At 67.4% G+C, this 24,959-nt stretch carries 27 protein-coding genes; 9 read left to right on the top strand and 18 right to left on the bottom strand.

Annotated elements, in window-relative coordinates; translation table 11 throughout:
- Window positions 1–2 precede the first annotated feature (2 nt).
- From H587_RS0107480 to H587_RS17690, 6 genes are all read right to left on the bottom strand, one after another.
- The gene (locus tag H587_RS0107480; RefSeq protein WP_027175743.1) at window positions 3–752 is read right to left on the bottom strand and encodes a substrate-binding periplasmic protein; all 750 of its coding nucleotides are present in this window, start codon (window positions 750–752) and stop codon (window positions 3–5) included.
- Window positions 749–1,300: a ribosome maturation factor RimM gene (gene rimM, locus H587_RS0107475; protein WP_027175742.1), complete on the bottom strand. Its 552-nt coding sequence runs from the start codon at window positions 1,298–1,300 to the stop codon at window positions 749–751. The genes H587_RS0107480 and rimM overlap by 4 nt, the downstream gene beginning before the upstream one ends.
- A gap of 6 nt (window positions 1,301–1,306) precedes the next feature.
- Entirely contained in the window at window positions 1,307–1,540 is a 234-nt protein-coding gene (locus H587_RS0107470; RefSeq protein WP_027175741.1) for a KH domain-containing protein, read from the bottom strand.
- A 92-nt stretch (window positions 1,541–1,632) separates the two neighbouring features.
- A complete protein-coding gene (gene rpsP, locus H587_RS0107465) occupies window positions 1,633–1,872 on the bottom strand; it encodes a 30S ribosomal protein S16 (RefSeq protein WP_027175740.1) in 240 nt (79 codons plus the stop codon).
- Window positions 1,873–1,946: 74 nt separating this feature from the next.
- A complete protein-coding gene (ffh, locus tag H587_RS0107460; protein WP_027175739.1) occupies window positions 1,947–3,470 on the bottom strand; it encodes a signal recognition particle protein in 1,524 nt (507 codons plus the stop codon).
- A 110-nt stretch (window positions 3,471–3,580) separates the two neighbouring features.
- Window positions 3,581–3,997, bottom strand: coding sequence for an Hsp20/alpha crystallin family protein (locus H587_RS17690; RefSeq protein WP_051202522.1), 417 nt, complete (start codon window positions 3,995–3,997; stop codon window positions 3,581–3,583).
- 197 nt (window positions 3,998–4,194) lie between these two features.
- On the opposite strand from H587_RS17690, the gene H587_RS0107450 reads away from it, so the two are divergent.
- Both H587_RS0107450 and cydB read left to right on the top strand, forming a co-directional pair.
- Entirely contained in the window at window positions 4,195–5,496 is a 1,302-nt protein-coding gene (locus H587_RS0107450) for a cytochrome ubiquinol oxidase subunit I (RefSeq protein WP_027175738.1), read from the top strand.
- Between the two features lie 30 nt (window positions 5,497–5,526).
- Complete coding sequence (cydB, locus tag H587_RS0107445; RefSeq protein WP_211219494.1) at window positions 5,527–6,552, top strand: cytochrome d ubiquinol oxidase subunit II; 1,026 nt, start codon at window positions 5,527–5,529, stop codon at window positions 6,550–6,552.
- Window positions 6,553–6,781: 229 nt separating this feature from the next.
- Here cydB and H587_RS0107440 read toward each other — a convergent pair whose 3' ends face one another.
- Both H587_RS0107440 and H587_RS0107430 read right to left on the bottom strand, forming a co-directional pair.
- Window positions 6,782–7,966, bottom strand: coding sequence for a BaiN/RdsA family NAD(P)/FAD-dependent oxidoreductase (locus H587_RS0107440; protein WP_027175736.1), 1,185 nt, complete (start codon window positions 7,964–7,966; stop codon window positions 6,782–6,784).
- 295 nt (window positions 7,967–8,261) lie between these two features.
- On the bottom strand, window positions 8,262–9,338 hold the full coding sequence (locus H587_RS0107430) for an alginate O-acetyltransferase AlgX-related protein (RefSeq protein ID WP_027175735.1): 1,077 nt from the start codon (window positions 9,336–9,338) through the stop codon (window positions 8,262–8,264).
- Between the two features lie 62 nt (window positions 9,339–9,400).
- Here H587_RS0107430 and H587_RS0107425 point away from each other — a divergent pair, with 62 nt between their 5' ends.
- Window positions 9,401–10,168 carry an exodeoxyribonuclease III gene (locus H587_RS0107425; RefSeq protein ID WP_027175734.1) on the top strand — a complete coding sequence of 256 codons (768 nt, stop codon included), beginning with the start codon at window positions 9,401–9,403 and terminating at the stop codon, window positions 10,166–10,168.
- Window positions 10,169–10,304: 136 nt separating this feature from the next.
- Here the strand turns inward: H587_RS0107425 and H587_RS0107420 are convergent, their stop codons facing one another.
- The 7 genes from H587_RS0107420 to H587_RS17675 form a co-directional block, all read right to left on the bottom strand.
- Entirely contained in the window at window positions 10,305–10,571 is a 267-nt protein-coding gene (locus H587_RS0107420; RefSeq protein WP_027175733.1) for an RNA recognition motif domain-containing protein, read from the bottom strand.
- Window positions 10,572–10,729: 158 nt separating this feature from the next.
- Window positions 10,730–12,448, bottom strand: coding sequence for a hypothetical protein (locus tag H587_RS0107415; RefSeq protein ID WP_027175732.1), 1,719 nt, complete (start codon window positions 12,446–12,448; stop codon window positions 10,730–10,732).
- Window positions 12,414–13,199, bottom strand: a complete 786-nt coding sequence (truA, locus tag H587_RS17685) for a tRNA pseudouridine(38-40) synthase TruA (protein WP_034608784.1) — start codon at window positions 13,197–13,199, stop codon at window positions 12,414–12,416. The genes H587_RS0107415 and truA overlap by 35 nt, the downstream gene beginning before the upstream one ends.
- Before the next feature lie 2 nt (window positions 13,200–13,201).
- Window positions 13,202–13,843 (bottom strand): MotE family protein, encoded by a 642-nt coding sequence (locus tag H587_RS17680; protein WP_245560838.1) that lies wholly within the window; start codon window positions 13,841–13,843, stop codon window positions 13,202–13,204.
- Window positions 13,824–14,264 carry a flagellar export protein FliJ gene (gene fliJ, locus H587_RS0107400; protein ID WP_034608783.1) on the bottom strand — a complete coding sequence of 147 codons (441 nt, stop codon included), beginning with the start codon at window positions 14,262–14,264 and terminating at the stop codon, window positions 13,824–13,826. Before fliJ ends, H587_RS17680 begins: the two co-directional genes overlap by 20 nt.
- Complete coding sequence (locus H587_RS0107395) at window positions 14,264–14,458, bottom strand: hypothetical protein (RefSeq protein ID WP_027175730.1); 195 nt, start codon at window positions 14,456–14,458, stop codon at window positions 14,264–14,266. The genes fliJ and H587_RS0107395 overlap by 1 nt, the downstream gene beginning before the upstream one ends.
- Window positions 14,455–15,753: a hypothetical protein gene (locus H587_RS17675; protein WP_156904479.1), complete on the bottom strand. Its 1,299-nt coding sequence runs from the start codon at window positions 15,751–15,753 to the stop codon at window positions 14,455–14,457. The genes H587_RS0107395 and H587_RS17675 overlap by 4 nt, the downstream gene beginning before the upstream one ends.
- Before the next feature lie 216 nt (window positions 15,754–15,969).
- Here H587_RS17675 and potA point away from each other — a divergent pair, with 216 nt between their 5' ends.
- From potA to H587_RS0107360, 6 genes are all read left to right on the top strand, one after another.
- Window positions 15,970–17,142 (top strand): spermidine/putrescine ABC transporter ATP-binding protein PotA, encoded by a 1,173-nt coding sequence (gene potA / locus H587_RS0107385; protein ID WP_084630501.1) that lies wholly within the window; start codon window positions 15,970–15,972, stop codon window positions 17,140–17,142.
- Entirely contained in the window at window positions 17,129–17,992 is an 864-nt protein-coding gene (potB, locus tag H587_RS0107380; protein ID WP_027175728.1) for a spermidine/putrescine ABC transporter permease PotB, read from the top strand. Before potA ends, potB begins: the two co-directional genes overlap by 14 nt.
- 19 nt (window positions 17,993–18,011) lie before the next feature.
- A complete protein-coding gene (potC, locus tag H587_RS0107375) occupies window positions 18,012–18,752 on the top strand; it encodes a spermidine/putrescine ABC transporter permease PotC (RefSeq protein ID WP_034608819.1) in 741 nt (246 codons plus the stop codon).
- Window positions 18,752–19,795 (top strand): ABC transporter substrate-binding protein, encoded by a 1,044-nt coding sequence (locus H587_RS0107370; protein WP_027175726.1) that lies wholly within the window; start codon window positions 18,752–18,754, stop codon window positions 19,793–19,795. Before potC ends, H587_RS0107370 begins: the two co-directional genes overlap by 1 nt.
- A gap of 364 nt (window positions 19,796–20,159) precedes the next feature.
- Window positions 20,160–21,143: a linear amide C-N hydrolase gene (locus H587_RS17670; protein ID WP_051202520.1), complete on the top strand. Its 984-nt coding sequence runs from the start codon at window positions 20,160–20,162 to the stop codon at window positions 21,141–21,143.
- Window positions 21,144–21,190: 47 nt separating this feature from the next.
- Window positions 21,191–22,450: an OmpP1/FadL family transporter gene (locus tag H587_RS0107360; protein WP_027175725.1), complete on the top strand. Its 1,260-nt coding sequence runs from the start codon at window positions 21,191–21,193 to the stop codon at window positions 22,448–22,450.
- 55 nt (window positions 22,451–22,505) lie between these two features.
- Here H587_RS0107360 and dinB read toward each other — a convergent pair whose 3' ends face one another.
- From dinB to H587_RS0107345, 3 genes are all read right to left on the bottom strand, one after another.
- On the bottom strand, window positions 22,506–23,666 hold the full coding sequence (dinB, locus tag H587_RS0107355) for a DNA polymerase IV (protein WP_245560837.1): 1,161 nt from the start codon (window positions 23,664–23,666) through the stop codon (window positions 22,506–22,508).
- Between the two features lie 23 nt (window positions 23,667–23,689).
- Window positions 23,690–24,394 (bottom strand): MgtC/SapB family protein, encoded by a 705-nt coding sequence (locus tag H587_RS0107350; protein WP_027175723.1) that lies wholly within the window; start codon window positions 24,392–24,394, stop codon window positions 23,690–23,692.
- Window positions 24,395–24,467: 73 nt separating this feature from the next.
- On the bottom strand, window positions 24,468–24,884 hold the full coding sequence (locus tag H587_RS0107345) for a PaaI family thioesterase (protein WP_027175722.1): 417 nt from the start codon (window positions 24,882–24,884) through the stop codon (window positions 24,468–24,470).
- Window positions 24,885–24,959: the final 75 nt, after the last annotated feature.

Raw genomic sequence — 24,959 nt, 5'->3', positions numbered from 1 at the left:
GGTCAGCGCGGGCGGGTGAGGATGGCCACCAGGGTTCCGTCGGCGCGCATGTCCGCCAGGGCCTTGTCGAAGGCGGGCATGAGCGCGGCCGCGGCTCCGTGCCGGTTCAGGTGCAGGAAGAGGGAAATCTCGTTCAGGAAAACACCGGGCACGCGCAGCACCTGGGCCGAAAGACCCAGGCGGGCGGTCTGGAACTCCACCACCTCGGGCACCTGGGCCATGACCTGGGCGTCGCCCCGGGCCAGGGCCGACAGGGCCTCGGCCAGGTTGGGGTAAAGGGTCAGGTCGAGGTCCGCCAGCCTGGCCTGGGACCAGGAGTCGTAGCGCGATGCGCAGAGCTTGAGGCCCTTGAGTTCGGCCGGGTCGCGCACAAGACGCAACCGCTGGATCAGGGGTTCGTAGCTCAGGCTCACGAAGAGTCCGATGGAGGTGGTCAGCACGGGCTTCTCGCCCCGCGCGGCGAAGGCGTCGTAGTCCCTGGACGGGACGGAGAGGAAGCCGTCGGCCCCCAGGCCCTTGACCGCGGTCATGACCTCGTCGCCGGGCCGGGCCTGATGGCTGACCGTGACGCCCATGCGCCGGGCGGCCTCGTCCATGATGTCCGGCAGGATGCCGGTGACCCGGCCCTGGCTGGTCCAGGAGAAGGGCGCGAAGCCCTCGGCGTAGACCATGCGCAGCACGGGTTTTTCGGCCCGGACCGGGACGGCCGGCAGCAGGAGCAGCGTGAGCAGGAGCGCGGCGAGAGTCTTCACGCTTGGTCCTTGAGATAGAGGTCCAGGAGGCCTTCGGGCGGCTCCACCATCGCGACGCGGGCGTCCAGGTCGATGTCCAGGACGAATTCCGGCGTGGCGGGCAGGAGGATCTCGCGGCCCTTCGGGTCGCGGATGACCCAGGTCTCCTGCCCTCCGGCGAAGAGGAAGCCCTCCAGAACGCCCAGTTCCCGGCCGTCGCTCAGGCGCACGACCAGACCCTCCAGCTCGTGGAGGTATATCTCGTCCTCGTCGGGATCAGGGAGATCGGCGGCCGCCACGGCCACCTCCAGACCTCGCAGGGCATCGGCCGCATCGCGGTCGGAAACGCCTTTCAGGGTCAGGAGCATCCGGCCCTGGTGGGGCCGGGAGCCGGTGACGGCGTATTCCCTGGCGCGGCCGCCGGGGCGGCGCAGGAACACCCGCCCCGCGTCCTCGAAGAGGAAAGGGGAGTCCGCATGGAAATCAATGCAGAACTCCCCCCGGACTCCGTGGGGCTTGACGACCACCCCCACGGCCACGAGGCGGTCGCCGGGGGCTTGAGCGGGCATGGGTCGCTATTCCAGGATTTCCAGAACCGAGCGTTTCCGGGCCTTGGAAGAAGCGGCTCCCAGCAGGGTGCGCATGGCGCGGGCCGTGCGGCCCTGCTTGCCGATGACCTTGCCCAGGTCTTCCTTGGCCACCTTCAGCTCGATCACGGAGGTCTGCTCGCCTTCCACTTCCGAAACCTGGACCTGTTCCGGGTGATCCACGAGGGACTTGGCGATGAATTCGATCATTTCCCTGAGCATGAGCTTCACCTCCGCTTGAGTGCCCGCGCGCGGACCCGCGAGGGCCGCGCCTGCCGTATGAACCGAGCCGGGCCCGGAGCGTCGGGGCCCGGCTACTTCTGGACTTTCTTCAGGAGCGTGCGCACGGAATCGGAACAGGTGGCGCCCTGCTTGGCCCAGTAGTCCAGGCGCGCGGCGTCCACGACGATCTCGGCGGGCTCCACCATGGGATTGTAGTGGCCGATGTACTCCAGGGCGCGGCCGTCGCGGCGGGTGGCGCTGTCGAGAGCCACGATGCGGTAGAACGGACGCTTCTTGGAGCCCATGCGGGTCAGGCGAATCTTCATGGCCATACTGTCTTTTCCCCCATATTTGAGTTGATTACGGCTTCTTTCCAAAAAAGGCAAGACGCTTCTCGCCTTGGGAATCAGCGCTTTTGGCGCTGTTTCTTCTTGAGTTTCTTCTTCTTGCGTTCGGCCAGGGTCTTTTTGGAGAGTTTTCGCGGTCCACCCTCGCCGCCCTCGCCGGGCATTCCCGGCATGCCCCCGGGCATCCCCGGAGCGCCGGGCATTCCCGGCATGCCGCCCGGCATGGCGGGCATTCCGGCGGGCATCTTCATGCCCTTGGGCATCTTGGGCATGCCCTTGCCCTTCTTGCCGCCCATGACCTGACTCATCATCTTGCTCATCTGCTCGAAATTCTTGACCAGGGCGTTGACCTCGGCCACCGTCACGCCCGAGCCCCGGGCGATGCGCTCCTTGCGGCTCGGGTTCAGCAGCTTGGGCTGGCGCCGCTCCTTCATGGTCATGGAGCTGATGATCGCCTCGGTGCGCGCCAGATCCTTTTCGTGGTCCTTGGCCTCGGCCAGCTTCTGAACCACGCCGCCCATGCCCGGAATGAGCTTGAGCAGGCCCTCCAGGGAGCCGAGCTTCTTGATCTTGCGCATCTGCTCGCGGAAGTCCTCGAAGTCGAACTGCGCCTTGGCCATCTTTTCGGCCATGCGCTGGGACTCCTCGGCGTCGAACTCGCCCTGGGCCTTCTCGATGAGCGTGAGCATGTCGCCCATGCCCAGGATGCGCGAGGCCGCCCGGTCGGGATGGAACAGTTCCAGGTCGGAAATCTTTTCGCCCACGCCTACGAACTTCACCGGCTTGCCGGTGACGCTCTTGATGGACAGGGCCGCGCCGCCGCGGGCGTCGCCGTCCATCTTGGTCAGGATCACGCCGCTGACGTCCAGGCGCTCGTTGAAGCTCTGGGCCACGGTCACGGCGTCCTGGCCGGTCATGGCGTCGGCCACGAAGAGGATCTCGCGCGGCCTGCAGGCGGCCTTGATGGCCGACAGCTCCTCCATGAGGGGCTCGTCGATGTGCAGGCGTCCGGCGGTGTCCAGGAGCACGGCGTTGCAGCCCGCCTCGGCGGCCTTGACGAGCGCGTCGCGGCAGATGTCCACCGGGTTCATGCCCGGCTCGCTCGGATAGGCGGGCACGCCGATCTGCTTGGCCAGGGTCTGCAACTGGTCGATGGCCGCGGGGCGGTAGACGTCGGCCGGGACGAGGTAGGGCACGAGCTTCTGCTTGCGCAGCCAGACCGAAAGCTTGGCCGCCGAGGTGGTCTTGCCCGAGCCCTGCAGGCCCACGACCATGATCACCAGGGGCTTGACCCCGGCGGTCTGGATGCCGGTCTGCTCGCCGCCCAAGAGTTCCACCAGGCCCTCGTGGACGATCTTGACCACCTGCTGGCCGGGGGTCAGGCTCTTGAGCACGTCCTGGCCCAGGGCGCGTTCCTTGACCCGGTCGACGAAGTCCTTGACGACCTTGAAGTTGACGTCGGCCTCCAGGAGCGCCAGGCGCACCTCGCGCAGGCCATCCTGGATGTTGGACTCGTCCAGCCGGGCCTGTCCCCGGATCTTCTTGAACGCCTGGCTCAGGCGGTCTGTGAGGCTGTCGAACAAACGTCTTCCTCCGCGCGGCGGATGGATGCGGTTCCTGGGCGCTCCCCTGGGGAGCGCGGATAAAGGGATTGTGTATTAAGGGGGAACGCCGGGCAAGTCAAGCCGGGGACCTAGCCCCTGAGCGGGCCCGGCTCGGCCGGGGCCTTTCGAGGAATGGTCACGGTCAGGAGTCCGTCCTTGAGCGCGGCGGTGACGGCTTCGGCGTCGGCGTCGGCGGGCAGGGCGAAAGCCCGGGCGAAGGGGCCCTGGGGCCGCTCCACGGCCTGAAACACCGTGCCCGGGAAGTCGCGTTCCGAGGGACGCCTGCCGCTGATGCGCAGTTCGCGGCCCACGGCCTCCAGGACCACGTTCTCCAAGGGAACGCCGGGCAGCTCCACGCGCAGCACGTAGGCCGAGGGCGTCTCCAGCACGTCGGCGGCCGGGGACCAGAGGCACCCCCCGAGCTCGTCGGTCCCGGACGCGCTCCAGAGGCGGTCCATGTACGCGCGCATGGCCTCCAGGTCGGCCCATGGGTTCCACTTGAACATACGTTCCCCGGTTTTCGAAATCCTTAATCTATAGTATGGTGACTTGCAATTCCCCGTGAACCGCCGTGTTCGAGGCCCGTTCCGAAGAAAAAATAAAAATAGTTCCTATTCCTACTTGTGGACCGGGGGCGCTTTGGCTACAGTGGCCCGAAATCGACGGTTGACGAGCGCTGAAAGGAGAAACAGGGAGAGGTAGTATGGACGCGATTCTGCTTTCGCGGCTGCAATTCGCCGCCGCCACCATGTTTCACTTCATCTTCGTGCCGCTCACGCTGGGGCTCTCGGTCCTCATCGCGGGCATGGAGACGGCCTACGTGCGCACGGGCAAGGAACTCTACCTGCGCATGGCCAAGTTCTGGGGCAAGCTGTTCCTGATCAACTTCGTTCTGGGCGTGGTCACGGGCATCACCCTGGAGTTCCAGTTCGGCACCAACTGGTCGCGCTACTCGGCCTATGTGGGCGACATCTTCGGCTCGCTGCTGGCCATCGAGGCCACGGCGGCATTCTTCCTGGAGTCCACCTTCATCGGGGTCTGGGTCTTCGGCTGGAAGAAGCTCTCGCCCAAGGCCCACGCCACCGTCGCCTGGCTCGTGGCCGGGGCGGGCAACCTCTCCGCGGTCTGGATCCTCATCGCCAACGGCTTCATGCAGAACCCGCTGGGTTACGTGATCCGCAACGGCCGCGCCGAGCTGAACGACTTCATGGCCGTGGTCCTGAACCCCTTCGCCTGGCAGCAGTTCGCGCACACCATCCTGGGAGCCTTCTGCGTGGCCGGGTTCTTCGTCCTGGGCATCTCGGCCTGGCACCTGGCCCGCAAATCCCACGAGGAATTCTTCAACGCCTCCCTGCGCATCGGAGCGGGCGTGGCCCTGGTCGCCAGCATCCTGGTGGCCGTTCAGGGACACTTCCACGGCAACGAGGTGGCCCGCATCCAGCCGGTCAAGCTGGCGGCCATGGAGTCCCACTGGGAGACCCGGGCCAACGCGCCCATGTACCTCCTGCAGATCCCCGGGGAGAACGGCAACGTGCTGGAGGCCCTGCCCGTGCCCTCGCTGCTGAGCATCCTGGCCTACAACGACCCGGACGCCGTGGTGAAGGGCTTGAACGACGTCCCGGCCGCGGACCGGCCGCCGGTGGTCATCACCTTCTGGGCCTTCCGGGCCATGGTCGGCATCGGCACGATCATGCCGCTCATCGCTCTCTTCGCCTGGATCAAGCGCCGCGACATCGGCAAGTACCCCTGGTTCCTGAAGCTCCTGCCCTGGGCCATCCCCTTGCCCTACCTGGGCCTCCAGGCGGGCTGGATCGTGGCCGAGGTGGGCCGCCAGCCGTGGATCGTCCACGGCCTCATGCGGACCTCGGATGCGGTCTCGCCCATCTCGGGCGGACAGGTGGGGTTCACCCTGGCGGCCATCATCGTTCTCTACTCGCTGCTGGGCGCGGCCGGGTTCTTCCTGGCGGGCCGGGCCGTGAAGCAGGGGCCGGACGCGGCGCACTAGCCGCCCAAGGACAAGGAAAGGAGCGACATCATGTTGGAGACCATCTGGTTCCTTCTCTGGGGCGTGCTTTGGGCGGTCTACTTCGCCCTGGACGGATTCGATCTGGGCATGGGCATGCTCAAGCCCTTCCTGGCCCGCGACGAGTATGAAAAGCGGGTCATCTACAATGCCGCCGGTCCCTTCTGGGACGGCAACGAGGTCTGGCTCATCTCGGCCGGAGGCGTGACCTTCGCGGCCTTCCCCCTGGCCTACGCGGCCATGTTCAGCGGGCTCTACACCGCGCTCATGCTCCTGCTCTTCGCGCTCATCGTGCGCGGCGTGAGCTTCGAGTTCCGCTCCAAGGTGGACTCGCCCGGCTGGAAGGCGGTCTGGGACGGCTGCCAAGTGGTTGGAAGCTTCCTGCCAGCGCTGCTCCTGGGCGTGGCCTTCGCCAACATCTTCCAGGGCCTGCCCCTGGACCAGAACCAGGTCATGCACGGCGGCCTGCTCGACCTGCTCAATCCCTACGGCTTGGCCGGGGGCGTGCTCTTCGTGCTGCTCTTCCTGCTGCACGGCGCGCTCTGGCTCAGCATCAAGGCCGAGGGCGACCTGCGCGAACGCGCGGCCTCCACGGCGGCCAGGCTCTGGCCCGTGCTTGCTGCGGTCATCGTGGTCTTCCTGGTCTACACTTGGTTCGCCACCAAGCTCTTCACCAACTACCTGACCAACCCGGTCCTGTTCCTCATTCTGCTCGTGCCCGTTGGCGGGCTGGTCATGATCCGGGTCTGGCTGGCGGCGCGGCGGTTCTGGGCGGCCTGGGGGGCTTCGGCGGTGATGATCATCGGCGTGACCCTCTTCGCCGTGGTGGGCCTGTTCCCGGCCATCCTGCCCTCCAGCCTGAACCCGGCCTGGAGCCTGACGGCCACGGACGCGGGCATCAAGGCCTCGTCCAGCCCGCTGACGCTGGCGATCATGCTCGGCGTGGCCCTGGTCTTCGTGCCCATCGTCATCGGCTACCAGTTCTGGGTCTACAAGACCTTCAGCGCTCCCGTGACCCGGGAGGACCTGGAATACTGATTCTCCTCTCGCACTCTCTCCACCTCGAACAGGGAAGGCCCCCGGCGACGGTCGTCGGGGGCCTTCTCCATTCTGGAGGGAGGAGGGGAGGCGGTTTGTCGACGCCTCCCCTCCGCGAGGAGCGCCGGGAGGGTGCCTGGCTTGGTGAGGATCGTCGCGAACAGTGACGAGCTTTTTTTATTGAAATTAATTTTCAACATCAACAGAAAGAAGAGAGAAAATCTTCGGCTCAGAACGACGCGGCGGCGGCAGCGGCCGAGGACCAAGCCCACTGAAGGTTGAAGCCCCCCAGTCTGCCGGTCACGTCCAACGCCTCGCCCAGGAAAAAGAGGCCTGGAATCTTCCGGCACTCCATGGTCTTGGAGGAGATGTCCCGGGTGTCCACGCCCCCGGCCGTGACCTCGGCCTTGGCCAGGCCCTCGGTGTCGGAGGGGGTGGCCGTGAAATTCTGGAAGGCTCGGGCCGTCTCGGCCAGCTCGGCGTTGGAGAGCTGGGCCATGGGCCGCTCGGCCGCGCCGGGCGGAGCCAGCGCCGCCACGAGCCGGTCGGGCAGGAGACGGCGCAGGAAGGTTTTCGTCAGGCCCCGGAATTCCCCGCGGCCTTGGCGGAGCAGATCCTCCAGGTCGCGGCCGGGCAGGAAGTCCACGGCCACGTCCAGGCCGGGCCGCCAGAGGCAGGAGGCCTCCAGCACGGCCGGGCCGGACAGGCCCCGGTGGGTGAACAGCAGGCCGCCCAGGAAGGATCGGCCGCCGCAGGCCACGCGCGCCTCGGTCAGGGAGAGCCCGGCCAAGTCGCGGCAGAGCCGGGCCTGACCGCCGGAGAGGACCAGGGGCGCCAGGGCGGGCCGGGGTTCGACCACGTCGAGGCCGAACTGGCGGGCCAGGCGGAAGGCCAGGTCCGAGGCCCCCAGGTTCGGCCAGGACGGGCCGCCGCAGGCCACGGCTAGTCGTGGGGCTTCGAAGATCCCGGTCCCGGTTTCCACGCGGAAGGGGGCCGGTCCCGCCACCGCGCGCACCGGGCAGTTCAGGACGATGCCCGCCCCGGCCTCGCGGCAGGCCGCCTCCAGGGCCTCGGCCAGCCGGCGCGCGCCCTGGACGCAGAACATCTGGCCTGGGGCTTTCTCCTCGAAGGCGAGCCCGAACTCCGCGAACGCGGCCAGGGCTTCGGCCGGGGTGAAGCGGGCCAGGGCGGACTTGCAGAAGTGCGGGTTGTCCGAGAAGTAGTCCTCGGGCCCGGCGGCCAGATTGGTCAGGTTGCAGCGGCCGCCGCCCGAGGCGCGCAGCTTGCGGCCCGTGGCCGGGCCGTGCTCCAGCACGGTGACGGACAGGCCGCGCCGGGCGGCCAGGAGGGACAGGAAGAGGCCCGAGGCCCCGGCCCCGATGACGATCAGATCGAGCAGGTCGGATGAACGCATGGGACTCCGGTAGCGCGAATCGCCCCGGCGGGAAAGCCCCCCTTCCCACGCGGCCGGGTTTCTGCTATGTCCGGGGCTCGGGGAGAGGATCGTTTCACACAAGCAAGGAGACGCCGCCATGATGTCCACTTTCTGGTTCTTCCTGGGCCTGGGCTCGGTCATCGCCGCCCTGGTCATGATCAAGTGCTCCAGCCTGTCCGACAGCGAGTAGAGCGGGGGACAGACCCTTTTCAGCCCAAGCGGGGGGCGCGGTCCGGATGACGGGCCGCGCCCCCCGCTTGTTTGTAGGCGGAAATCAGGGGATCAGGCCACGATCTCTGAGAAAGGCGGCCAGGGCCCTGGCCGCCACGGCATGGCCGCGGGCGTTCCAGTGCCCGTCGTGGGGAAAGGCGAAGGGCTGGTGTTCGTCGGCGAAATCGGCGGCGAACGCCGGATGCAGATCCAGGAACGGGATGCCGCGCCGCGCGGCCAGCTCGGCGGAGAGGCGGTTCAGGATCAGGGCGTCGGACGTGCCGGGATGCCCGGCCTCGATGGCCCCCCGGTCGCCGTCCATGAGCAGGACGAGCCGCGCGCCCTGGGCCTGGCTCGCCCGGTCCAGTTCGCCGAAGAGATAGTCCGTGGCCGCCCGGACGTCGGCCAGGCGCTCGGCCACGGCCCGGGGCGCCATGTTGGCCTGGAATATCTCGGGTTCCTTGCCCAGGATCAGGTCGCGCAGCGTTTGGAAGCCGAGCTGGCGGCGGTGGCGCAGATAGCGCCAGAGGGCGCTTTCCCGCGCCAGTCCGTACCAGGGTCGGACGTAGGGCCGGATCGGCCGTTCGCCCAGGACCCGGCCGTCCTCCACGTCCAGGCGCAGCAGGGCTTGCTGGTGCACGCCGGGCGGCGGGATGAAGGATTCGAGGAAGTCGTTGTGCACGAGCAGGATCACGAGCACGTCCGGGGACCAGGCCGGGGTCTCGCGGCGGGCCAGGTGCACGTATTGCGACAGGGGGATGCCGGAGAGCCCGCAGCGCAGGACCTCGGTTCCGGGCGACAGCCGCTCCAGGTCCTCGGCCAGGCTCTGGTCCGCGTCCACCTGCAGGGCCTCGACATATGAGTCGCCGATCACCACGACGCGGGTTCCCGTCTTCGGCGCGAGGCTGTCCGCGCGCCCCGAGTTCCAGCCCTGGGCGTTGATCCGGTAGCTGGCACGGATTTCGTCGCGCACCATGTATGTTCCGGTCTGGTTCGGGGCGTAGGCCATGACCCCGTCGCGGAAGATCGGCTTCGGCAGGTCCGGGGCCATGCCGGTGGTGCGGCAGAGACCCTCCAGGCCGAGCAGGGTCAGGAGGACGGCGGCCACGGCGAGGCCGAGATGTTGAAGGGCGCGGCGCATGCTGCTAGGTTCCGGTTCGGGATTGGTAAACCGGGCGAATGAAGGAATCAAGCGGAGGGCGCATGCGGATCGTCTCCTGGAACGTGAACGGCTACCGGGCCGTGCTCAAGAAGGGCTTCCTGGATTGGCTGAACGCCTGCGGGGCCGACGCCGTGCTTCTGCAGGAGACCAAGGTGGAGCCGGACCAGCTGGCCCCGGAGGAACGCGAACCCGAGGGCTGGCAAGCGGTCTGGAACTGGTCCAAGAAGAAAAAGGGCTATTCCGGCACGGCCTGCTTCCTGCGCAAGCCGCCCCTGTCGCACTCCTTCGGCCTGCCCGGGGACGAGTTTCGGGGCGAGGGCCGGACCATCCTCCTGGAGCTCCCGGACTTCTGGCTCTTCAACATCTACTTCCCCAACGGCCAGATGGGCGAGGAGCGCCTGGACTTCAAGCTGCGCTTCTACGACCGCTTCCTGGAGTACGCCCAGGAACTGCGGGCCACGAAGCCCGTGGTGGTGGGCGGCGACTTCAACACCGCGCACACCGAGATCGACCTGAAGAACGCGAAGGCCAACGAGAAGACCTCCGGCTTCCTGCCCGTGGAACGGGCCTGGCTGGACCGCTTCGCGGCCCACGGCTACCTGGACACCTTCCGGCTCTTCGAGCCCGGTCCGGGCCACTACTCCTGGTGGTCCTACCGCTTCAACGCCCGCAAGAACAACGCGGGGTGGCGCATCGACTACTTCTTCGCCTCCGAGGAACTGCGCGGCCGCGTGCGCGCCGCCTGGATCGAGGCGGCCACCGAGGGCTCGGACCACTGCCCGGTCTGGGTCGAGATCGCGGACCAGTAGAATCGGCTTCCGGCGAATCCGGGCGGAACTGCCCGGAGAGAGTGGATTTCGGCGCGGACGGTCGCTTGGCGGGAGGCCCCGGCGCGGATTCACGCCGGGGCCCGTATGAGCCGACAGCCCCTTGGGCTGTGCGCGTCTACCAGTTCTTGGCGGGGCGCGGGGCGCGCTCGCGGGCCTCGTTGACCTTCAGGCTGCGGCCGCCGAAATCCTTGCCGTCCAGGGCCTCGATGGCCGCGGCGGCTCCGGCGTCATCCATCTGGACGAAGGCGAATCCACGGAACCGGCCGGTTTCCCGGTCCATGACGAACTTCACGTTCTGCACCTCGCCGTGGGCGGCGAAGAGATCCTTGAGCTGGTCTTCCGTGGCGCTGTAAGGCAGATTCCCGACGTAAATCGACTTCATGGAACCACTCCTCTCGCAAGACAACAAGACAGCCCTTGCCGTTGCAGGCGTCTCCGTCGCCCACATCCCGAGCGGCAAGGAAACCCTTGACTCTTTGCCGACTATCCCAGGCGTTGGAAAACAGCAAGAGGGGCGTTTGCCCGCAACGTCGTCGGCCTTCAGCCCTTTTCGTCCACCAGCCTGCCTGTGGGGGAGACGTCCACATCGAAAGCGGCGGCGGGCGTTTCGTAGAGGTCCAGCAGCCGCCTGCCCAGGTCCAGCTCCAGTTCGCTGATGGCCTGGGGGGCCCCGGGCGGCACGCTCGTGTCCGGCGCCAGGAAGCGCGTCGGGTCGTACTCCAGATCCCCGGCGGCCTGGGCGGCCCAGCGGGTGAGCAGGCCGTCCTCGCCGGTGAGCAGGTCGCGGGCCGTGTCCGGGGCCTGGCCCAGCGCCGAGTAGAAGGCGTCGGCGTCCAGCCAGATCTGCTTGTCCGCGCCGGTTTCGCGCAGGCCCAGCCAGGACAGGCCGGTCCTGGCGTCGAGCACCGGAGCGCGCCACTCGTCGACCAGTCCGGGCCGGAAGCGGTCCTCGTTTTGCAGGAGCAGGCCGCGCAAGTCGTTGTAGGCCGAAAGGGTGTCGCCCAGGCCTTTTTCCATGACTTCCAGGGCGTCGGTCACGCGCAGGGGCAGGGTCTCGCCGAAGGGCTCGGCCAGGTCCAGCCGCAGCCGCCCCTGGTCGGCCTCGAAGGTTCCCGGCCGGCGCGTCTGCGTCGCGGCGTCCACGCGCATTTCCCCGTCCGTTCCCGGCCGGGCCGTGGCCGAGAGCCCCAGGGAGGCCAGGGCCGCGCTGGAGGCGTCGTCCGCACCGCTGAGCACCAACCTTTGCCCAAGCTTGGGATTCTTGTCCGAGAGCGAGAGCAACTCGCCCTCGGACTGAAGGGCCCGGCCGTCCTCGGTGTAGACCGTGTGGTCGCGGGAGGCGGTTTCGGCCGTGAAACGTTGCTGGGTCATGTTCAGGGCCGAGGACAGGTTCTGGAGCACGTCGTCCCAGGAATCCCCGGCATTCACCTGGAATTCCGCCGAGCCCGAGTCCGGCCCGGCGCTCCAGTCCAGGGTGTAGGTTCCCGGGGTGATGTCCGTGACGGCCGTGGGGTCCAGGGTTTTGGACACGTAGGAAGTGGCCGTGGCCGCCCGTTCGCCGAGCGTTTGGTATGGGCCGGTTTCCGCCGGGCCCTGGGGCGCGGGCACGGCCGTGAGGTTCAGCGAATTGAGGAGATGGCCGGAGGTGTCGCGCAGGGCGAGTTCGCCCGCATCCCGGGCCTGGTTCAGGTCCAGGGCCAGGGACAGGCCCGTGGCCGGGCTGTGCTCCAGGTGCTGGCCCGGGGCGCTCTGGAAGACCACCCGGGACTGGGCGGGCAGGTCCGCGTCGTTCACCGCCTCGGCCACCTTGCCGAGCACGTCCCGGTTCGTGTCTCCGGCGGCCACCTCCACGGAGAGCTTTTCCGTGGTTCCGTCCAGGGTCATTTCGAAGGAGTAGGTTCCCGGGTCCAGTGCGCTGGCGGCCTCCGGGTCGAAGCCGCGCGAGACGAAGCGTTCGTAGGGCCGGGCCCGCGAAGCGTCCGGCAGGATCGCCGCCAGTTTGCCGTCCAGGCCGGGATCGGCCACCACCAAGCGTGCGCGGTCCAATGACCAGCCGGAATCCGGCCAGGCGAAGGCCGCCAGACGGTCGCTCAGGGCTTGGACGCGGTCTTGGTAGTCGCGGGCTAGGCCGGGTTCGAGGCGGCGCAGGGAAGCCGGGCGTGGATCGGGAAAACGTTGGGCGACGGACGAGGCCGCGGCGGCGGTTCCTCCGGCGGCGCTGGGCTCAATCCCCAGGATCGTCTTCAGGCCCTCGCTCATGAACGTCCCCGTAGATCACCCGCTCCAGACAGAGCCCCCGGGCCGGGGCCGTGGCCGGAGCGAGAGTCCTGTCCCTTCCTTCCAGGATAGTTCGGACGGAAGCGGGATCGGCTTTACCCCGGCCGATCTCCACCAGCAGGCCCATCACGTTGCGGACCATCTGCTTGAGGAAACCGTCGGCCTCGATGCGCCAGACCACTTCGTGCTCCGTGAGCCCAGGGCGGCGCTCCAGGCTGGTCACGGTCCGCACGGTGTGGCGCACGGGGGTGCCGGTGTTCATGAAGCTCTTGAAGTCGTGGGTTCCGAGGAAGTGCGGCGCGGCGGCGTCCATGGCCGCAGCATCCAGGGGGCCGCAGTCCCAGACGTACTTGCGGCGCTGGGGATGGACGAAGGCCCGCGTGGTCCAGAGGGTGTAGGCGTAGGTCTTGGACACGGCCCTGAAGCGGGCGTGAAAGTCCCGCGACACGGGCTCCACGGCCAGTACGGACACGGAGTCGGGCAGCAGGCAGTTGAGGGCCCGCTGCCAGGGCACGGAGGAAAGTTTGTGGTCCGGGATGTCCACATGGGCCACCTGGCCCAGGGCGTGGACCCCGGTGTCGGTGCGGCCCGCGCCCTGCACCCGGGCCTGGACGCCGATGATCCGCGCCACGGCGGCCTCCAGGGCGCCCTGGATCGTGGGGTCGTCCTTCTGGAGCTGCCAGCCCTTGAAGTTGGTCCCGTCGTAGGCCAGGGTCAGTTTGAGCCGGACCATTCCTACTGCTTGGGCTGGGATGGAATGCCGGGCGTGTCCAGGGGCGCCTGGAGGCGGGTCAGGGCCTCGGTGAGCACGGCGGCTCGGTCGGCGCGCACGTTGGAGAGGATTTCTCCGGCGGTGCGGCCGCGCATGCCCGACAGGATTTTGACGGCCAGGGCGTCGTCCAGGGTCTCCAGGACGGCGGCGGCCTGCTTGGACTTCATGTTGGAGTACACGTCCACGAGATGCTTGAGCTTTTCGTCCTTGAGCACGTCGGCCTGGTCGAGCATGGCCTGGATGCGCTTCTCCAGGGCCTTGAGCTCCACGAGCTTGTCGTCCAGGTTTTGTTCCAGGGCCTTGAGGGAACGTTCCTTGGAGGCCAGATCCTCTTCGCGTTGCTTGAGGATCTTCCAATCCGCCGGAGAACCGGCGGGCGGCAGGGCGGCGTCCTGGGCGGGCTTCTGGGCCGCGTCCTGGGGCTTGGCGGGGGGAGTGGCGGTCTGGGCCTGGGCCGCCTGGGGCTCCAGCGCGGCGACCACGGGCCGGTCGGCCTTGGCCGGACGCCCGTCGAAGAGCCCGAGCCCGGCGGCACCCACCAGTCCGAGCTTGAGCAGGCCCAGGAGGAGCACCCAGAGGATGATCCTAGAGGGTCGAACGCTCATGACGCAGGACAGCCATTTCCTCGGTTTCCTTGGCTTCGCGGAGGACTTGCTCTTCATGGTGCTTTCCGGCCTGCTGTTCCTTGAGTTTTTCGAGCAGCTTGCGGTCCTTGGAACGGGAAACCGCATCCTGGCGGGCTTTCTGCAATTTCAAGGCCAGCTTGGCCAGCTCGGCCTTGGCCATGATGAGATCCTGCTCAAGAGCTTGGCGGTATTGCCGCCAGAGCCAGATTTCGTTGACGCTCGTGGCTCCCTGGCCCGCGCCCCGGCGCAGGTGCTCGGCCAGGCGCGACTCCAGGTCGGCAACCGTCTGTTCGCCCCGGGCGTGTTCGGAGATGGCCCGGGCCAAGGCCAGCTTGGCCTGTTCCTCGAGCTGGGTCCGGTACTCGAGAACCTTTTCCAGCTTGAAGACGAAGGGCTTCATCAACGGGCGGGGGCGGCCCGGAATTCCGGTCGCGGATCGTCCGCCAGCCCGCAGTAGCCGCGCCCGCCGGGCTGTTCCGGATTCTCCCAGCGCCACATCATGCACATGGAGCACTGGCAGAAGCGCAGCTTGTCGTCGTGGGTGGTCAGGTACGGACAGTACTTGAACTTGGCTTCGTCCTCGGAAAGCATCACGGCGCGGTCCCTCCCTGTTCCTTGCCCTGGTCCGGGGCCAGCACGGCCACGTTGGGGCCGCCCGGCTGGGCGGCGAGGGCCCGGTCGATCATGCTCAGGTCCACGAGAACGGGCTTGCCGACCTTGGCCTTGAGGTACTCCAGGGCGAGGATGCCCAGGCGCTGGTCGTGGTCCAGAACCTTGGCGTAGCCGCCGTTCTCCCAGATCTTGCGGAACTCGGACTTGTCCATGCTCGGGTAGTTGCGGGCCAGTTGCTCGAAGGCGTGGGAATAAGAGCGGATCTTCTCGTCCAGGACCGATTCCGGCAGGCCGCGGATCTCCCGCACGGCGGCGGCGAAGCGGTCGGAGTCGGGCAGGGCGTCGGACTCCATGACCTTCTTGAAGCCCTTGATGAAGCGCATGTTGCCGTCATAGATGTGCCGGGGCATGATCACGTTCAACCCGGCCCAGCCGCCCGCCAGCCACTTGAAGAGCAGGCAGGTGGTCCGGGGCTCGGTCCGGTCCTGCTCCACGAAGACCTGCACGGAGCAGGAGTTGTACAGGCTCGTGTCCATCCAGCCGATGAGGCCCCGGTCGAGGCCCTCGATGCCGGAATAGAAATAGTTCCAGTTCTGGTCGTCCATGGGCACGCCCTTCTTGCCGCCTTCGGATTCCTTGGGCATGCGCGAGATTGAGACGAGGACGTTCTTTCCGTCCGCGCGCAGGAGGGCGATGAAGCGGTCCAGCTCGTAGCGGTAGTAGGCCCCGGTGCTGGAGTCCGGGGTGTTCACCTCGTATTCCCGGCCCCAGAGCTGCACCGGCGCGGGCAGATCGCCCTCGGCCAGCTCCCAGAGGCCCTTGCCCGGGCGAAGGATGTCGCTGCCCGGCTCCCAGCCGGTGAGCCGCAGCACCGAGGGAAAGATGACGTGGTTGGGGATGTCCCTGTTGTAGCCGTAGCGCAGGATTCGCTCAAGGGGAGCCTTGAGATCCTCGCGCAGGCAGACGCCGTTGCCGCCCTCGCGCTTCGCGGGCTTGAGGGCGCGGGCGTCGAAGGACGGGCCCGTGGCCATGTTCAGCAGGGGGGCCAGGCGCGCGGGGTCCAGGGACTGGTCGCGGTGTCCGGGCAGCCCGAGCAGATAGGTCAGGGCTTCCTCGACCTCCGGCGTCAGGGGTTGCGAGAACGCCTTGGCCTGCTTTTCCTCGGCCGGTTCCGGGGTGTCCGTCACCGGGGCTGACTGGATGTTGGTCTGAGGGGCGGAAATGGCCGAGTCCTGGGCCTGGGCGGACAGTCCGCAGAGGATCAGGGCGAGGGCCATGGCCGCCGCCGCGAGGCGGGGAAAACGTTTGTCAAAGGAAACGAATGAGAGCATAATGAATTTCTCGACGGGCATATGGATTGCCCGGGTTGTTCCGGACCTGCCGTGCAAAGGCATAGTAGGCGTCCGGAGCCCATTTTGCAAGTCGCGGGCCGGAACCAGACCCGGCCGCGCGGAGGCTTTGGCACGAACCGGTTTTCATCCGGGACGATTTTGATGACCCGTTCGTTTCCTTCGGGAGACGAGAAATCCGCGCGGCGGGGTGCCCGGGTGCAGAACGACGCCATCATCTCCCTGGAGAACGTCTCCCAGCAGTTCGACGGGACGACCGTGCTCCACGACATCAGCCTTTCCGTCAAGAACCGCGAATTCTTCACCCTGCTCGGTCCCAGCGGCTGCGGCAAAACCACAATCCTGCGTATTCTGGCCGGGTTCGAGACGCCCACCTCCGGGCGCGTGCATATCGGCGGCCGGGACGTGACGAGTCTGCCGCCCAACCGGCGCAAGGTCAACACGGTCTTCCAGAGCTACGCCCTGTTCCCGCACATGACCGTGTTCGAGAACGTGGCCTTCGGCCTGCGCATGAGCCGCACGCCCAAGGCCGAACTGCAGGCCCGGGTGGCCGAGATGCTGCACATGGTCGAACTGGAGGGGCTGGAGGGCCGCAAGCCCCAGCAGCTTTCCGGCGGCCAGCAGCAGCGCGTGGCCATCGCCCGGGCGGCGGTGAACAAGCCCCTGGTGCTCCTGCTGGACGAGCCGCTCTCGGCCCTGGACGCCAAGCTGCGCAAGCAGATGCAGCGCGAGCTGAAGCATCTCCAGCGCCGCCTGGGCATCACCTTCGTCTTCGTGACCCACGACCAGGAGGAGGCCTTCTCCCTCTCCGACCGCGTGGTGGTCATGGACCAGGGCCGCATCGAGCAGGTGGGCACGCCCATCGAGGTCTACGAGGAGCCGGTGAACCTCCGGGTGGCCAAGTTCGTGGGCGAGACGAACATCCTCGACGCCGAGGTCCTGGGCCAGGAGATGACCTGCCCGGACGGCTCGCTCAAGGCCCGCGTGGAGGGCGAGGAACGGGCCTGCCTGCTCAAGGCCAAGCGGCCCTTCGGCGAGGGCTGCCGGGTCAAGGTCGTGCTCCGGCCCGAGGATCTCATCGTGCACAGCCACCGTCCCTCGGCCGAGGCCGGCCTGTCCCTGGAGGGGGTGGTGGACGAGACCATCTACAAGGGCACCACCTACGACATCGCCATCACCCTCAAGACCGGCAAGAAGCTGTTGGTCACGGAGTTCTTCGACGAGGACGACGAGAAGATGATCGTGGCAGCCGGGCAGCCGGTCTTCGTCACCTGGATCAAGGGCTGGGAGGTGGTGCTCCCCGATGACCAAGCCTAGCTTCTTCAAGGTCGCCGCCATCGGCGGCACGGCCGCCTGGCTGGCGGTGTTCGCCCTGCTGCCGTTCCTGCTCATCCTGGTGGTGAGCTTCCTGGCGCGCGACCCCTCGTCCTTCGTGTCCCCGAGCTTTTCCCTGGAAGGCTACGCCACCATCGCGGACGGAGCCTTCCTGCGCATCTTTCTGGATTCCCTGGCCTGGGCCGCCACCACGGCCGCGGCCTGCCTCCTGCTGGGCTATCCCTTCGCCTACGGCCTAGCCCGGCTGCGCACGAAGCGCAAGAACCTCTTCCTGCTCCTGATCATCATCCCGTTCTGGACCAACTCGCTCATCCGCACCTACGCCCTGATCTTCATCCTCAAGGCCCAGGGTCTGCTCAACACGCTCCTGCTCGGCCTGGGGCTCGTGGACCAACCCCTGGAGATCCTCTACACCGACACGGCGGTGCTCGTGGGCCTGATCTACACGCTCCTGCCGTTCATGATCCTGCCGCTCTACAGCTCCATCGAGAAGCTCGACCCCCGGCTGCTGGAGGCGGCAAAGGATCTGGGCGCGGGCCGCTTCCGGGCCTTCTTCGCGGTGAGCCTGCCGCTCACCTGGCCGGGCATCCTGGCTGGGACCATGCTCACCTTCCTGCCCGCCCTGGGCATGTTCTACGTGGCCGACGTACTCGGCGGAGCCAAGAGCCTGCTCATCGGCAACTTCATCAAGAACCAGTTCCTCACCGCCCGCGACTGGCCCACGGGATCGGCCGCCAGCGTGGTCCTCACCGGCATCATGATCCTGCTGCTCCTGCTCTACGGGGGCAGCGGCAAGGGCGCTCCGCGCAAGCCGGAGGACATCGGTGCTTAGGCGCATCCGGCTGGCCTACATGGCCCTTGTCTATCTCTTCCTGTACCTGCCCATCGTGGTGCTCATCGTCTTTTCCTTCAACAACTCCAAGTACTCCACGGGCTGGAAGGGCTTCTCCCTGCGCTGGTACGGCGAACTCCTGTCCGATACCCAACTTCTGGACGCCGCTCTCAACTCCCTGACCGTGGCCTCGCTCTCGGCCACCTGCGCCACCATCCTCGGCACCCTGGCGGCCTGGGCCCTGCACCGCTACGACTTCAAAGCCAAGAAGCTCTTTCAGACCGGTCTGTTCATCGTCATCATGTCCCCGGACATCGTCATGGGCGTGTCCCTGCTCATGCTCTTCGTGGCCGTCCAACTGGAGCCCGGATTCGTCACCCTGCTCCTGGCGCACATCACGTTCAGCCTGCCCTTCGTGGCCGTGACCGTGGCCTCGCGGCTGGCGGGCTTCGACAAGCACGTGGTGGAGGCGGCCCAGGATCTGGGCGCGGATGAATACGAGACCTTCCGCCACGTGATTCTGCCCATGGTCATGCCCGCGGTGCTGGCCGGATGGCTGTTGTCCTTCACGCTCTCCCTGGACGACGTGATCATCAGCTTCTTCGTCACGGGTCCGGGCTACGAGATATTGCCCCTGCGCATCTACTCCATGGTCAAACTCGGGGTGAAGCCCGTGGTCAACGCACTCTGCGCGATCATGGTCGCGGCCACCGTGGTCGTGGTCTTCGCCTCGCAAATCCTCCTCAAGGAGAAGAAATGATGAAGAAGTTCCTTGTCCTGGCCCTGGCGCTCTGCCTCTGCCTCCTGATTTCGCTCCCGGCGTGGGCGGCCAAGGGGGAGGTGGTGGTGTACAACTGGACCGAGTACATGCCCGACGCGGTGCTGGCCCAGTTCACCAAGGAAACCGGCATCAAGGTGGTCTACTCCACCTTCGACAGCAACGAGGCCATGTACGCCAAGCTCAAGCTGGTGGGGGCCAAGGGCTACGACGTGATCGTGCCCTCGGCCTACTTCATGCAGAAGCTGCGCGCCGAGAATCTGCTTCGGCCCCTGGAAAAGGCCAAGCTGCCGAACCTGAAGAACCTGGACGCCAACGTCCTGGACAAGCCCTATGATCCGGGCAACGCCTATTCCGTGCCCTACATGTGGGGCGGCGCGGGCATCCTGGTGGATTCGGCCAAGTTCGACCCCAAGACCGTGACCTCCTGGGCCGATCTCTGGAAGCCGGAGTTCAAGAACCAGCTCCTGCTGCACGACGACGTGCGCGACGTGTTCGGCGCGGCCCTGCTCATCAAGGGCAAGTCCCTGAACACCACCGACGCCAAGGACATCGAGGCGGCCTACGCGCTGCTGGAAAAGCTCGTGCCCAACGTGCGCGTGTACAACTCCGAGAGCCCCAAGACGCCCTTCCTGAACAAGGAGGTCGCCGTGGGCATGATCTGGAACGGCGAGGCCATGCGGGCCATCGAGGAAGACTCCAAGCTGGTCTTCGTCTGGCCCAAGGAGGGCGGCATGTTCTGGACCGACTGCCTGGCCGTCCCCAAGAACGCGCCCAACCCGGACAACGCGCACGCCTTCATCAACTTCCTCATGCGCCCGGACATCGCCAAGGCCATCGTGGAGGAGGTTGGCTACTGCACGCCCAACAAGGAAGCCCTGAAGATGCTGCCCGCCGAGCTGCGCGAGAACCCCACGGCCTATCCCCCGGCCGAGGTGCTCAAGCGCTCCGAGTTCCAGAACGACGTGGGCGACGCGGCCCTGATCTACGAGAAGTACTGGGAGATGCTCAAGACCGGGAAGTAGCCCGGCCCGCCCATATCCGTCATGAGGCCCGCCCGGCGTTGTCTGGCGGGCCTTTTTCGTGTGTCTTGTCCGGCGAACCATGCCGCGAAACGACAATCGGGCGGGCGTTATTTTTTTCCCGTTCCAGGCCCGAGCCCATCTGATTCCCCTTTACTCCCCTGTGACGCTCGCATATTCGGTAATGAAATTGAGTTATTGGCGAGGTTCATCGTGAGCGTTCACCCGCAATGGAGGAGGAATCCATGCGACGTCTGCTTGTCGTGTTTGCGTTGTTCCTGGGGGTCGTCTGGGCCGGGTTCCCGGTCGACGCCTGCACCGGCTCCGGCTCACGAGCGGGGACGGCGCGGTCCTCTATGGCCGCACCATGGAGTGGGGCACCTTCGACCTGAACACCCGGATCACCGTGATTCCTCGCGGATCGGCCTTCACGGCCCTGACCCCGGACGGCAAGGGGGGCAAGACCTGGAAGACCCGGTACGGCGTGGTGGGCCTGGACATGTGCGGCAAGCCGACCTTGGCCGACGGCCTGAACGAGAAGGGTCTGGCCGTAGGCATGTTCTACCATCCCGGCTTCGCCGACTACGCGGCCTTCAAAGGCTCCGAACGTTCCCGGACGCTCTCGCCGCTGGATGTGGCGGGCTATATCCTGACCAATTTCGCGGATGTGGAGGAGGCGCGGGCGGGCCTGTCCCGGGTGCGCGTGGTGGACGTGCTGGAGCCGACCATCGGCGCGGGAGTGCCCGGCCACTGGATGGTCACGGACCGCTCCGGCCGGTCCATCGTGGTGGAGTGCACGGGCGGCGAGGTGAAGGTTCACGATGCGCCCCTGGGCGTGATCACCAACGCCCCCAACTACGACTGGCACATGACCAACCTGCGCAATTACGTGAACCTGTCGCCGTTCGCGCTGCCGGGCAAGAAGATCGGGGAATTGGACTTCACGCCCCTGGGCGCGGGCAGCGGCATGATCGGCCTGCCCGGGGACAACACTCCTCCCTCGCGGTTCATCCGCGCCGTGGCCTGGACCCAGACCGCGCGCAAGACCGCCACGGCCGGGGAGGCCGTCTACGAGGTCTTTCGGATCATGGACGACTTCAACCTTCCCCTGGGGCCGGGCGCGGCCGAGGGGCACGCCGGGGCCCAGGCTCCGGCCGGGCTCATGCGCAGCTCCACCATCTGGACCGCGGCCTGGGACTTGGCGAACCTGAAGCTCTACTACCACACCCAGCACAACCGCCGGGTGCGCCTGTTCGACATCAAGGCCGTGGATCTGACCTCCGGCGGAGTGCGCCACTATCCCCTGGATAAGGTCAAGGCCCAAGACTACGAGGACGTGACCCCGCGCTGAGGCGGACCGGAACGAACACTCCCAACCCCCTGGAAAAGGCGGTCGGCATGAAACGGCATCTTTTCGCCCTCCTGGCCCTCCTGTGTTGCTGGACCACGTCGGCGGCCGCCGGCGGCATCACCCTCTACGAGATCGGCACCGCCGATCTCGGCACGGCCTATGCCGGAGCGGCGGCCCGCGCCGAGGATGCCGCCACTGCCTTCACCAATCCCGCCGGCATGACCCGCTTGTCCGGCAGCCAGGTCATCTTCGGGGCTCAGCCCATGCTCATCCAGAGCAAGTTCTCCACCTCCTCCGGAACCACCACCAGCGGCGGGGGCGGAGGCGACGCGGGTGGGCTCATGCCCGCCGGGGGCCTCTACTACGTGCACCATCTCAACGACGACGTGCGCCTGGGCATGACGGTGAACTCCTTCGCGGGTCTGGGGCTGGACTACGACGACGACTGGTCCGGCCGCTACTTCTCCCAGGAGTCCAGCCTCTACACCTACAACTTCAACCCGTCGGCGGCGTATCGCGTGAACGACTGGTTCTCCGTGGGCGTCGGCCTGCACGTGGTGGTGGCCCAGCAGAGCATGAAGCTGGCCTTCGACAACGTGGCCGCGGGCGGCGCCGGGCCGGACGGCGGCATCAAGTACGACGCCGACACCGCGGGCCTGGGCGGCACCATCGGCGTTCTCCTGGAGCCGCGCGAGGATCTGCGCCTGGGGCTGACCTACCGCACGCCCATCGAGCTGGACTTCAAGAATCACGCGCACACTTCGGGCATCGACCCGACCCTCATCGGTCAGGTCGTGGTGGACTCGTTGCAGAACTCGGTGCACACCAAGCTCGTCCTGCCCCAACAGGTCATGGCCTCGGTGGTCTACGGCCTCACCGACCAGTTGGACGTCCTGGCCAACCTGGGCTGGGAGCAGTATTCGGAATTCGCCAAGAGCATGATCCGTGTGCGCGTTCTGACCCAGGACGTGACCGAGGGCCGGGACTACGACGACACCTGGCACGCGGGCATCGGCCTGCGCTACGCCGTGGACGAGCGCTGGAAGGTCTCCTGCGGCTTCTCCTACGATTCCTCCATGGCCGACACGGACGTGCGCACCCCGGACCTGCCCGCCGACCGGGTGTTCCGTTACGCCGGGGGGCTGGCCTACGCCTGGGACGACTTCTCCGTGGGGCTCAACTACGAGTATGCGGACCTGGGCGGCGCGTCGATCAGCAAGTCGAGCGCGCTCACCGGGGCCCTGGCGGGCCGCTACGACACGAACCACATCCACATTCTGGGCCTCACCGGGGAGTGGACGTTCTGACCCGCCGAGGTCGGGAAAGAGGAAGGCCGGGACGCCCGCGGGCGTCCCGGCCTTTTCATTTCTCCATCTCCAGCACGTCGCCGCGCCGCACGGCGTCCCTGCCGAACTTCTCGCGCACCTGGTCCACGGCCCGGTCCAGGGCGCTCTGCCGGCGCGGGGGCGCGGGCTCCAGGAGCGAAAGCTGGGTCGGGCCGTCGCCGAAGTGCGAGGCCGTGACCCCGATGAGCCGCACCCGCATGGGCAGGTCCACCCCGGCCAGGATGTCGCGGGCCGCGCGGTAGATGGCCAGGGTCTGGTCCGTGGAAGAAGGCAGGGTGCGCGAACGGGTGATTTGGCGGAAGTCGGCGTACTTGATCTTCACGGTCACGGTGCGGGCCCTGACCCCCATGCGCCGCAGGTCCGCGCCCACGCGTTCGCTCTGGATCAGGAGCCAGCGCCGGAGCACGTCGCGGTCCAGGGTGTCCTCCTCGAAGGTGTTCTCCGCGCCGCTGGACTTGGCCTCCCCGCCGGGCTCCACCCCGCGCGGGTCGATGCCCTGGGCCCGCTCCCAGAGGATCGGCCCCCACTTGCCCAGCCGGGCCTCCCAGAACTCCGGGCCGAAGCGCAGCATGTCCCCGGCCTCGCGCACGCCCAGGCCGCGCAGCATATCCAGGGTCCGGCCGCCCACGCCGGGGATCTTGCCCACCGGCAGGGTGCGCAGGAACTCGCGCACGCGCTCCGGCTCGATGACCGAGAGCCCGTCGGGCTTGTCCAGGTCCGAGGCGATCTTGGCCAGGAAGCGCACCGGGGCCAAGCCCACGGAGCAGGTCAGGCCGGTCTCCGCGCGCACGGCCTCCTTGATGCTCCGGGCCATGCCCGGGGCCGGGCCGAAGAGGTGCTCCAGACCCGTGGCGTCGAGGTAGGCCTCGTCGATGGAGGCCTGCTCCACCAGGGGCGAGAAGCGGCCGAGTATGTTCATGACCATGCGGGAGATTTCGGAGTAGCGGCGGAAGCGCGGCCGCACGAACACGGCCTGGGGGCAGAGCTTGCGGGCCTTGACCACGGACATGGCCGAGCGCACGCCGTACTTGCGGATTTCATAGGAGGCGGCCGAAACCACGCCCCGGTCGCTCTGGCCGCCCACGGCCACGGGCAGCCCGGCCAGTTCGGGGTTGTCCAGGATTTCCACGGACGCGAAGAAGGCGTCCATGTCGATGTGCATGATCCAGGTCTGCATGTCCGCTCCCGCCCGGGGCGGTCTCAGGGCACTTCGGCCTCGGTCCAGGCCACCTCTTCCACTCCCGACAGTTCCTGGAGCCGGGAGACGATCTTGCCCCAGGGCGTGTTGTGGCGCGTGCTCAGGCGCAGGGAGTAGGTCGTCTGGCGCGAGACCATGTTCTGGTGGAAGTTGGTGAACAGGATCTGCACGTGTTCGTGCTCGGCCAGGATGTCCTTGATCTGCTTGAGCGGTTTGTTGTCGCAGCAGCAGGTCACGGTGAGCAGAGTGAATTCGTGGCGAGGCACGAGATGTTTGACGTGCCGGAAGTTGTAGAGCACCACCAGGCTGATGGCGGTCGTGATCACGGCCGGCAGGTAGAGCCCCGCGCCCACGCAGAGCCCGATGCCCGTGACGAGCCAGAGCCCGGCGGCCGTGGTCAGGCCGCGCACCGAGCCCTTGCCTTTGAGGATCGCGCCGCCGCCGAGAAAGCCCATGCTGGCGATGGCGTAGGAGGCGATGCGTCCCGGGTCCAGGCGCACCGAGGAGTCGGAGGAGAGGTGGGCGAACATGTCCTGGAGGTGCACCGAGAGCATCATCATCAGGCAGGCCCCCAGGCCCACCAGAAGCATGGTGCGGAATCCGGCGGACTGGCCGTGGGTCTCGCGTTCAAAACCGATGAGCCCGCCCAGCAGCGCCGCCAGCAGCAGTTTCGCCGTCGCGAGCAGATGAGGGGAGGTGATCTCCATGCGGACCTCGCCGGGTTGTTCGGCGCATCAACCCTAGCCCGAACCCGCGCGGCCCGCAACAGCCGGAAACGCCCTATCCGCGCCGGATGTTGTAGACGGCCCGTCCCGCGGCCAGGTGTTCGTCCGGGTTGCCCTCGGACCAGACCACCACCTCGGCGTTGCCCACCCGGTTGCCCAGCAGCCGGACCCGGCCCTCGGCCAGGAGGTCCGCCGCGGGGGCCGGACGGAGGTAGTCCACACCGATGTCGATGGTGGCGATGCGGTCCTCCGGGCGGCAGCGGGTCCAGACCGCGAAACCGCCGCAGACGTCCACCAGGGTGGAGATGACCCCGCCGTGCAGGGCCGGCCGCCGGGGATCGCCCACGAGTTCGGGCCGGAAGGGGATGCGCAGCCGGGCCAGGCCCTCGCTCAGCTCCACCACCTGGATGCCGAGCATCTTGTGGAAGGGCAGGGCGTTCTCCGCGATGTCGGCCAACAGCTTGAAGTCCATGCGTTCCGCTCCTTGCCGCCCGGCGCGCGGCCGTCCGGCGCGCGGCCGTCCGGCGCGTCGAGCCTAGCCGGATGC

It is taken from the genome of Desulfovibrio aminophilus DSM 12254 (assembly GCF_000422565.1).
GTDB classification, from domain to species: Bacteria; Desulfobacterota; Desulfovibrionia; order Desulfovibrionales; family Desulfovibrionaceae; genus Aminidesulfovibrio; species Aminidesulfovibrio aminophilus.
This window is presented reverse-complemented; position numbering and strand designations above follow the sequence as displayed.

Bases quoted from the DNA above. Each gene is read 5' to 3' on its own strand.
- rimM (WP_027175742.1), bottom strand. From the start codon at position 1,300: ATGCCCGCTCAAGCCCCCGGCGACCGCCTCGTGGCCGTGGGGGTGGTC.
- H587_RS0107470 (WP_027175741.1), bottom strand. From the start codon at position 1,540: ATGCTCAGGGAAATGATCGAATTCATCGCCAAGTCCCTCGTGGATCAC.
- rpsP (WP_027175740.1), bottom strand. From the start codon at position 1,872: ATGGCCATGAAGATTCGCCTGACCCGCATGGGCTCCAAGAAGCGTCCG.
- H587_RS17690 (WP_051202522.1), bottom strand. From the start codon at position 3,997: ATGTTCAAGTGGAACCCATGGGCCGACCTGGAGGCCATGCGCGCGTAC.
- H587_RS0107450 (WP_027175738.1), top strand. From the start codon at position 4,195: ATGGACGCGATTCTGCTTTCGCGGCTGCAATTCGCCGCCGCCACCATG.
- cydB (WP_211219494.1), top strand. From the start codon at position 5,527: ATGTTGGAGACCATCTGGTTCCTTCTCTGGGGCGTGCTTTGGGCGGTC.
- H587_RS0107440 (WP_027175736.1), bottom strand. From the start codon at position 7,966: ATGCGTTCATCCGACCTGCTCGATCTGATCGTCATCGGGGCCGGGGCC.
- H587_RS0107430 (WP_027175735.1), bottom strand. From the start codon at position 9,338: ATGCGCCGCGCCCTTCAACATCTCGGCCTCGCCGTGGCCGCCGTCCTC.
- H587_RS0107425 (WP_027175734.1), top strand. From the start codon at position 9,401: ATGCGGATCGTCTCCTGGAACGTGAACGGCTACCGGGCCGTGCTCAAG.
- H587_RS0107420 (WP_027175733.1), bottom strand. From the start codon at position 10,571: ATGAAGTCGATTTACGTCGGGAATCTGCCTTACAGCGCCACGGAAGAC.
- H587_RS0107415 (WP_027175732.1), bottom strand. From the start codon at position 12,448: ATGAGCGAGGGCCTGAAGACGATCCTGGGGATTGAGCCCAGCGCCGCC.
- truA (WP_034608784.1), bottom strand. From the start codon at position 13,199: ATGGTCCGGCTCAAACTGACCCTGGCCTACGACGGGACCAACTTCAAG.
- H587_RS17680 (WP_245560838.1), bottom strand. From the start codon at position 13,843: ATGAGCGTTCGACCCTCTAGGATCATCCTCTGGGTGCTCCTCCTGGGC.
- fliJ (WP_034608783.1), bottom strand. From the start codon at position 14,264: ATGAAGCCCTTCGTCTTCAAGCTGGAAAAGGTTCTCGAGTACCGGACC.
- H587_RS17675 (WP_156904479.1), bottom strand. From the start codon at position 15,753: ATGGCCCTCGCCCTGATCCTCTGCGGACTGTCCGCCCAGGCCCAGGAC.
- potA (WP_084630501.1), top strand. From the start codon at position 15,970: ATGACCCGTTCGTTTCCTTCGGGAGACGAGAAATCCGCGCGGCGGGGT.
- potB (WP_027175728.1), top strand. From the start codon at position 17,129: ATGACCAAGCCTAGCTTCTTCAAGGTCGCCGCCATCGGCGGCACGGCC.
- potC (WP_034608819.1), top strand. From the start codon at position 18,012: ATGGCCCTTGTCTATCTCTTCCTGTACCTGCCCATCGTGGTGCTCATC.
- H587_RS0107370 (WP_027175726.1), top strand. From the start codon at position 18,752: ATGAAGAAGTTCCTTGTCCTGGCCCTGGCGCTCTGCCTCTGCCTCCTG.
- H587_RS17670 (WP_051202520.1), top strand. From the start codon at position 20,160: ATGGAGTGGGGCACCTTCGACCTGAACACCCGGATCACCGTGATTCCT.
- H587_RS0107360 (WP_027175725.1), top strand. From the start codon at position 21,191: ATGAAACGGCATCTTTTCGCCCTCCTGGCCCTCCTGTGTTGCTGGACC.
- dinB (WP_245560837.1), bottom strand. From the start codon at position 23,666: ATGCAGACCTGGATCATGCACATCGACATGGACGCCTTCTTCGCGTCC.
- H587_RS0107350 (WP_027175723.1), bottom strand. From the start codon at position 24,394: ATGGAGATCACCTCCCCTCATCTGCTCGCGACGGCGAAACTGCTGCTG.
- H587_RS0107345 (WP_027175722.1), bottom strand. From the start codon at position 24,884: ATGGACTTCAAGCTGTTGGCCGACATCGCGGAGAACGCCCTGCCCTTC.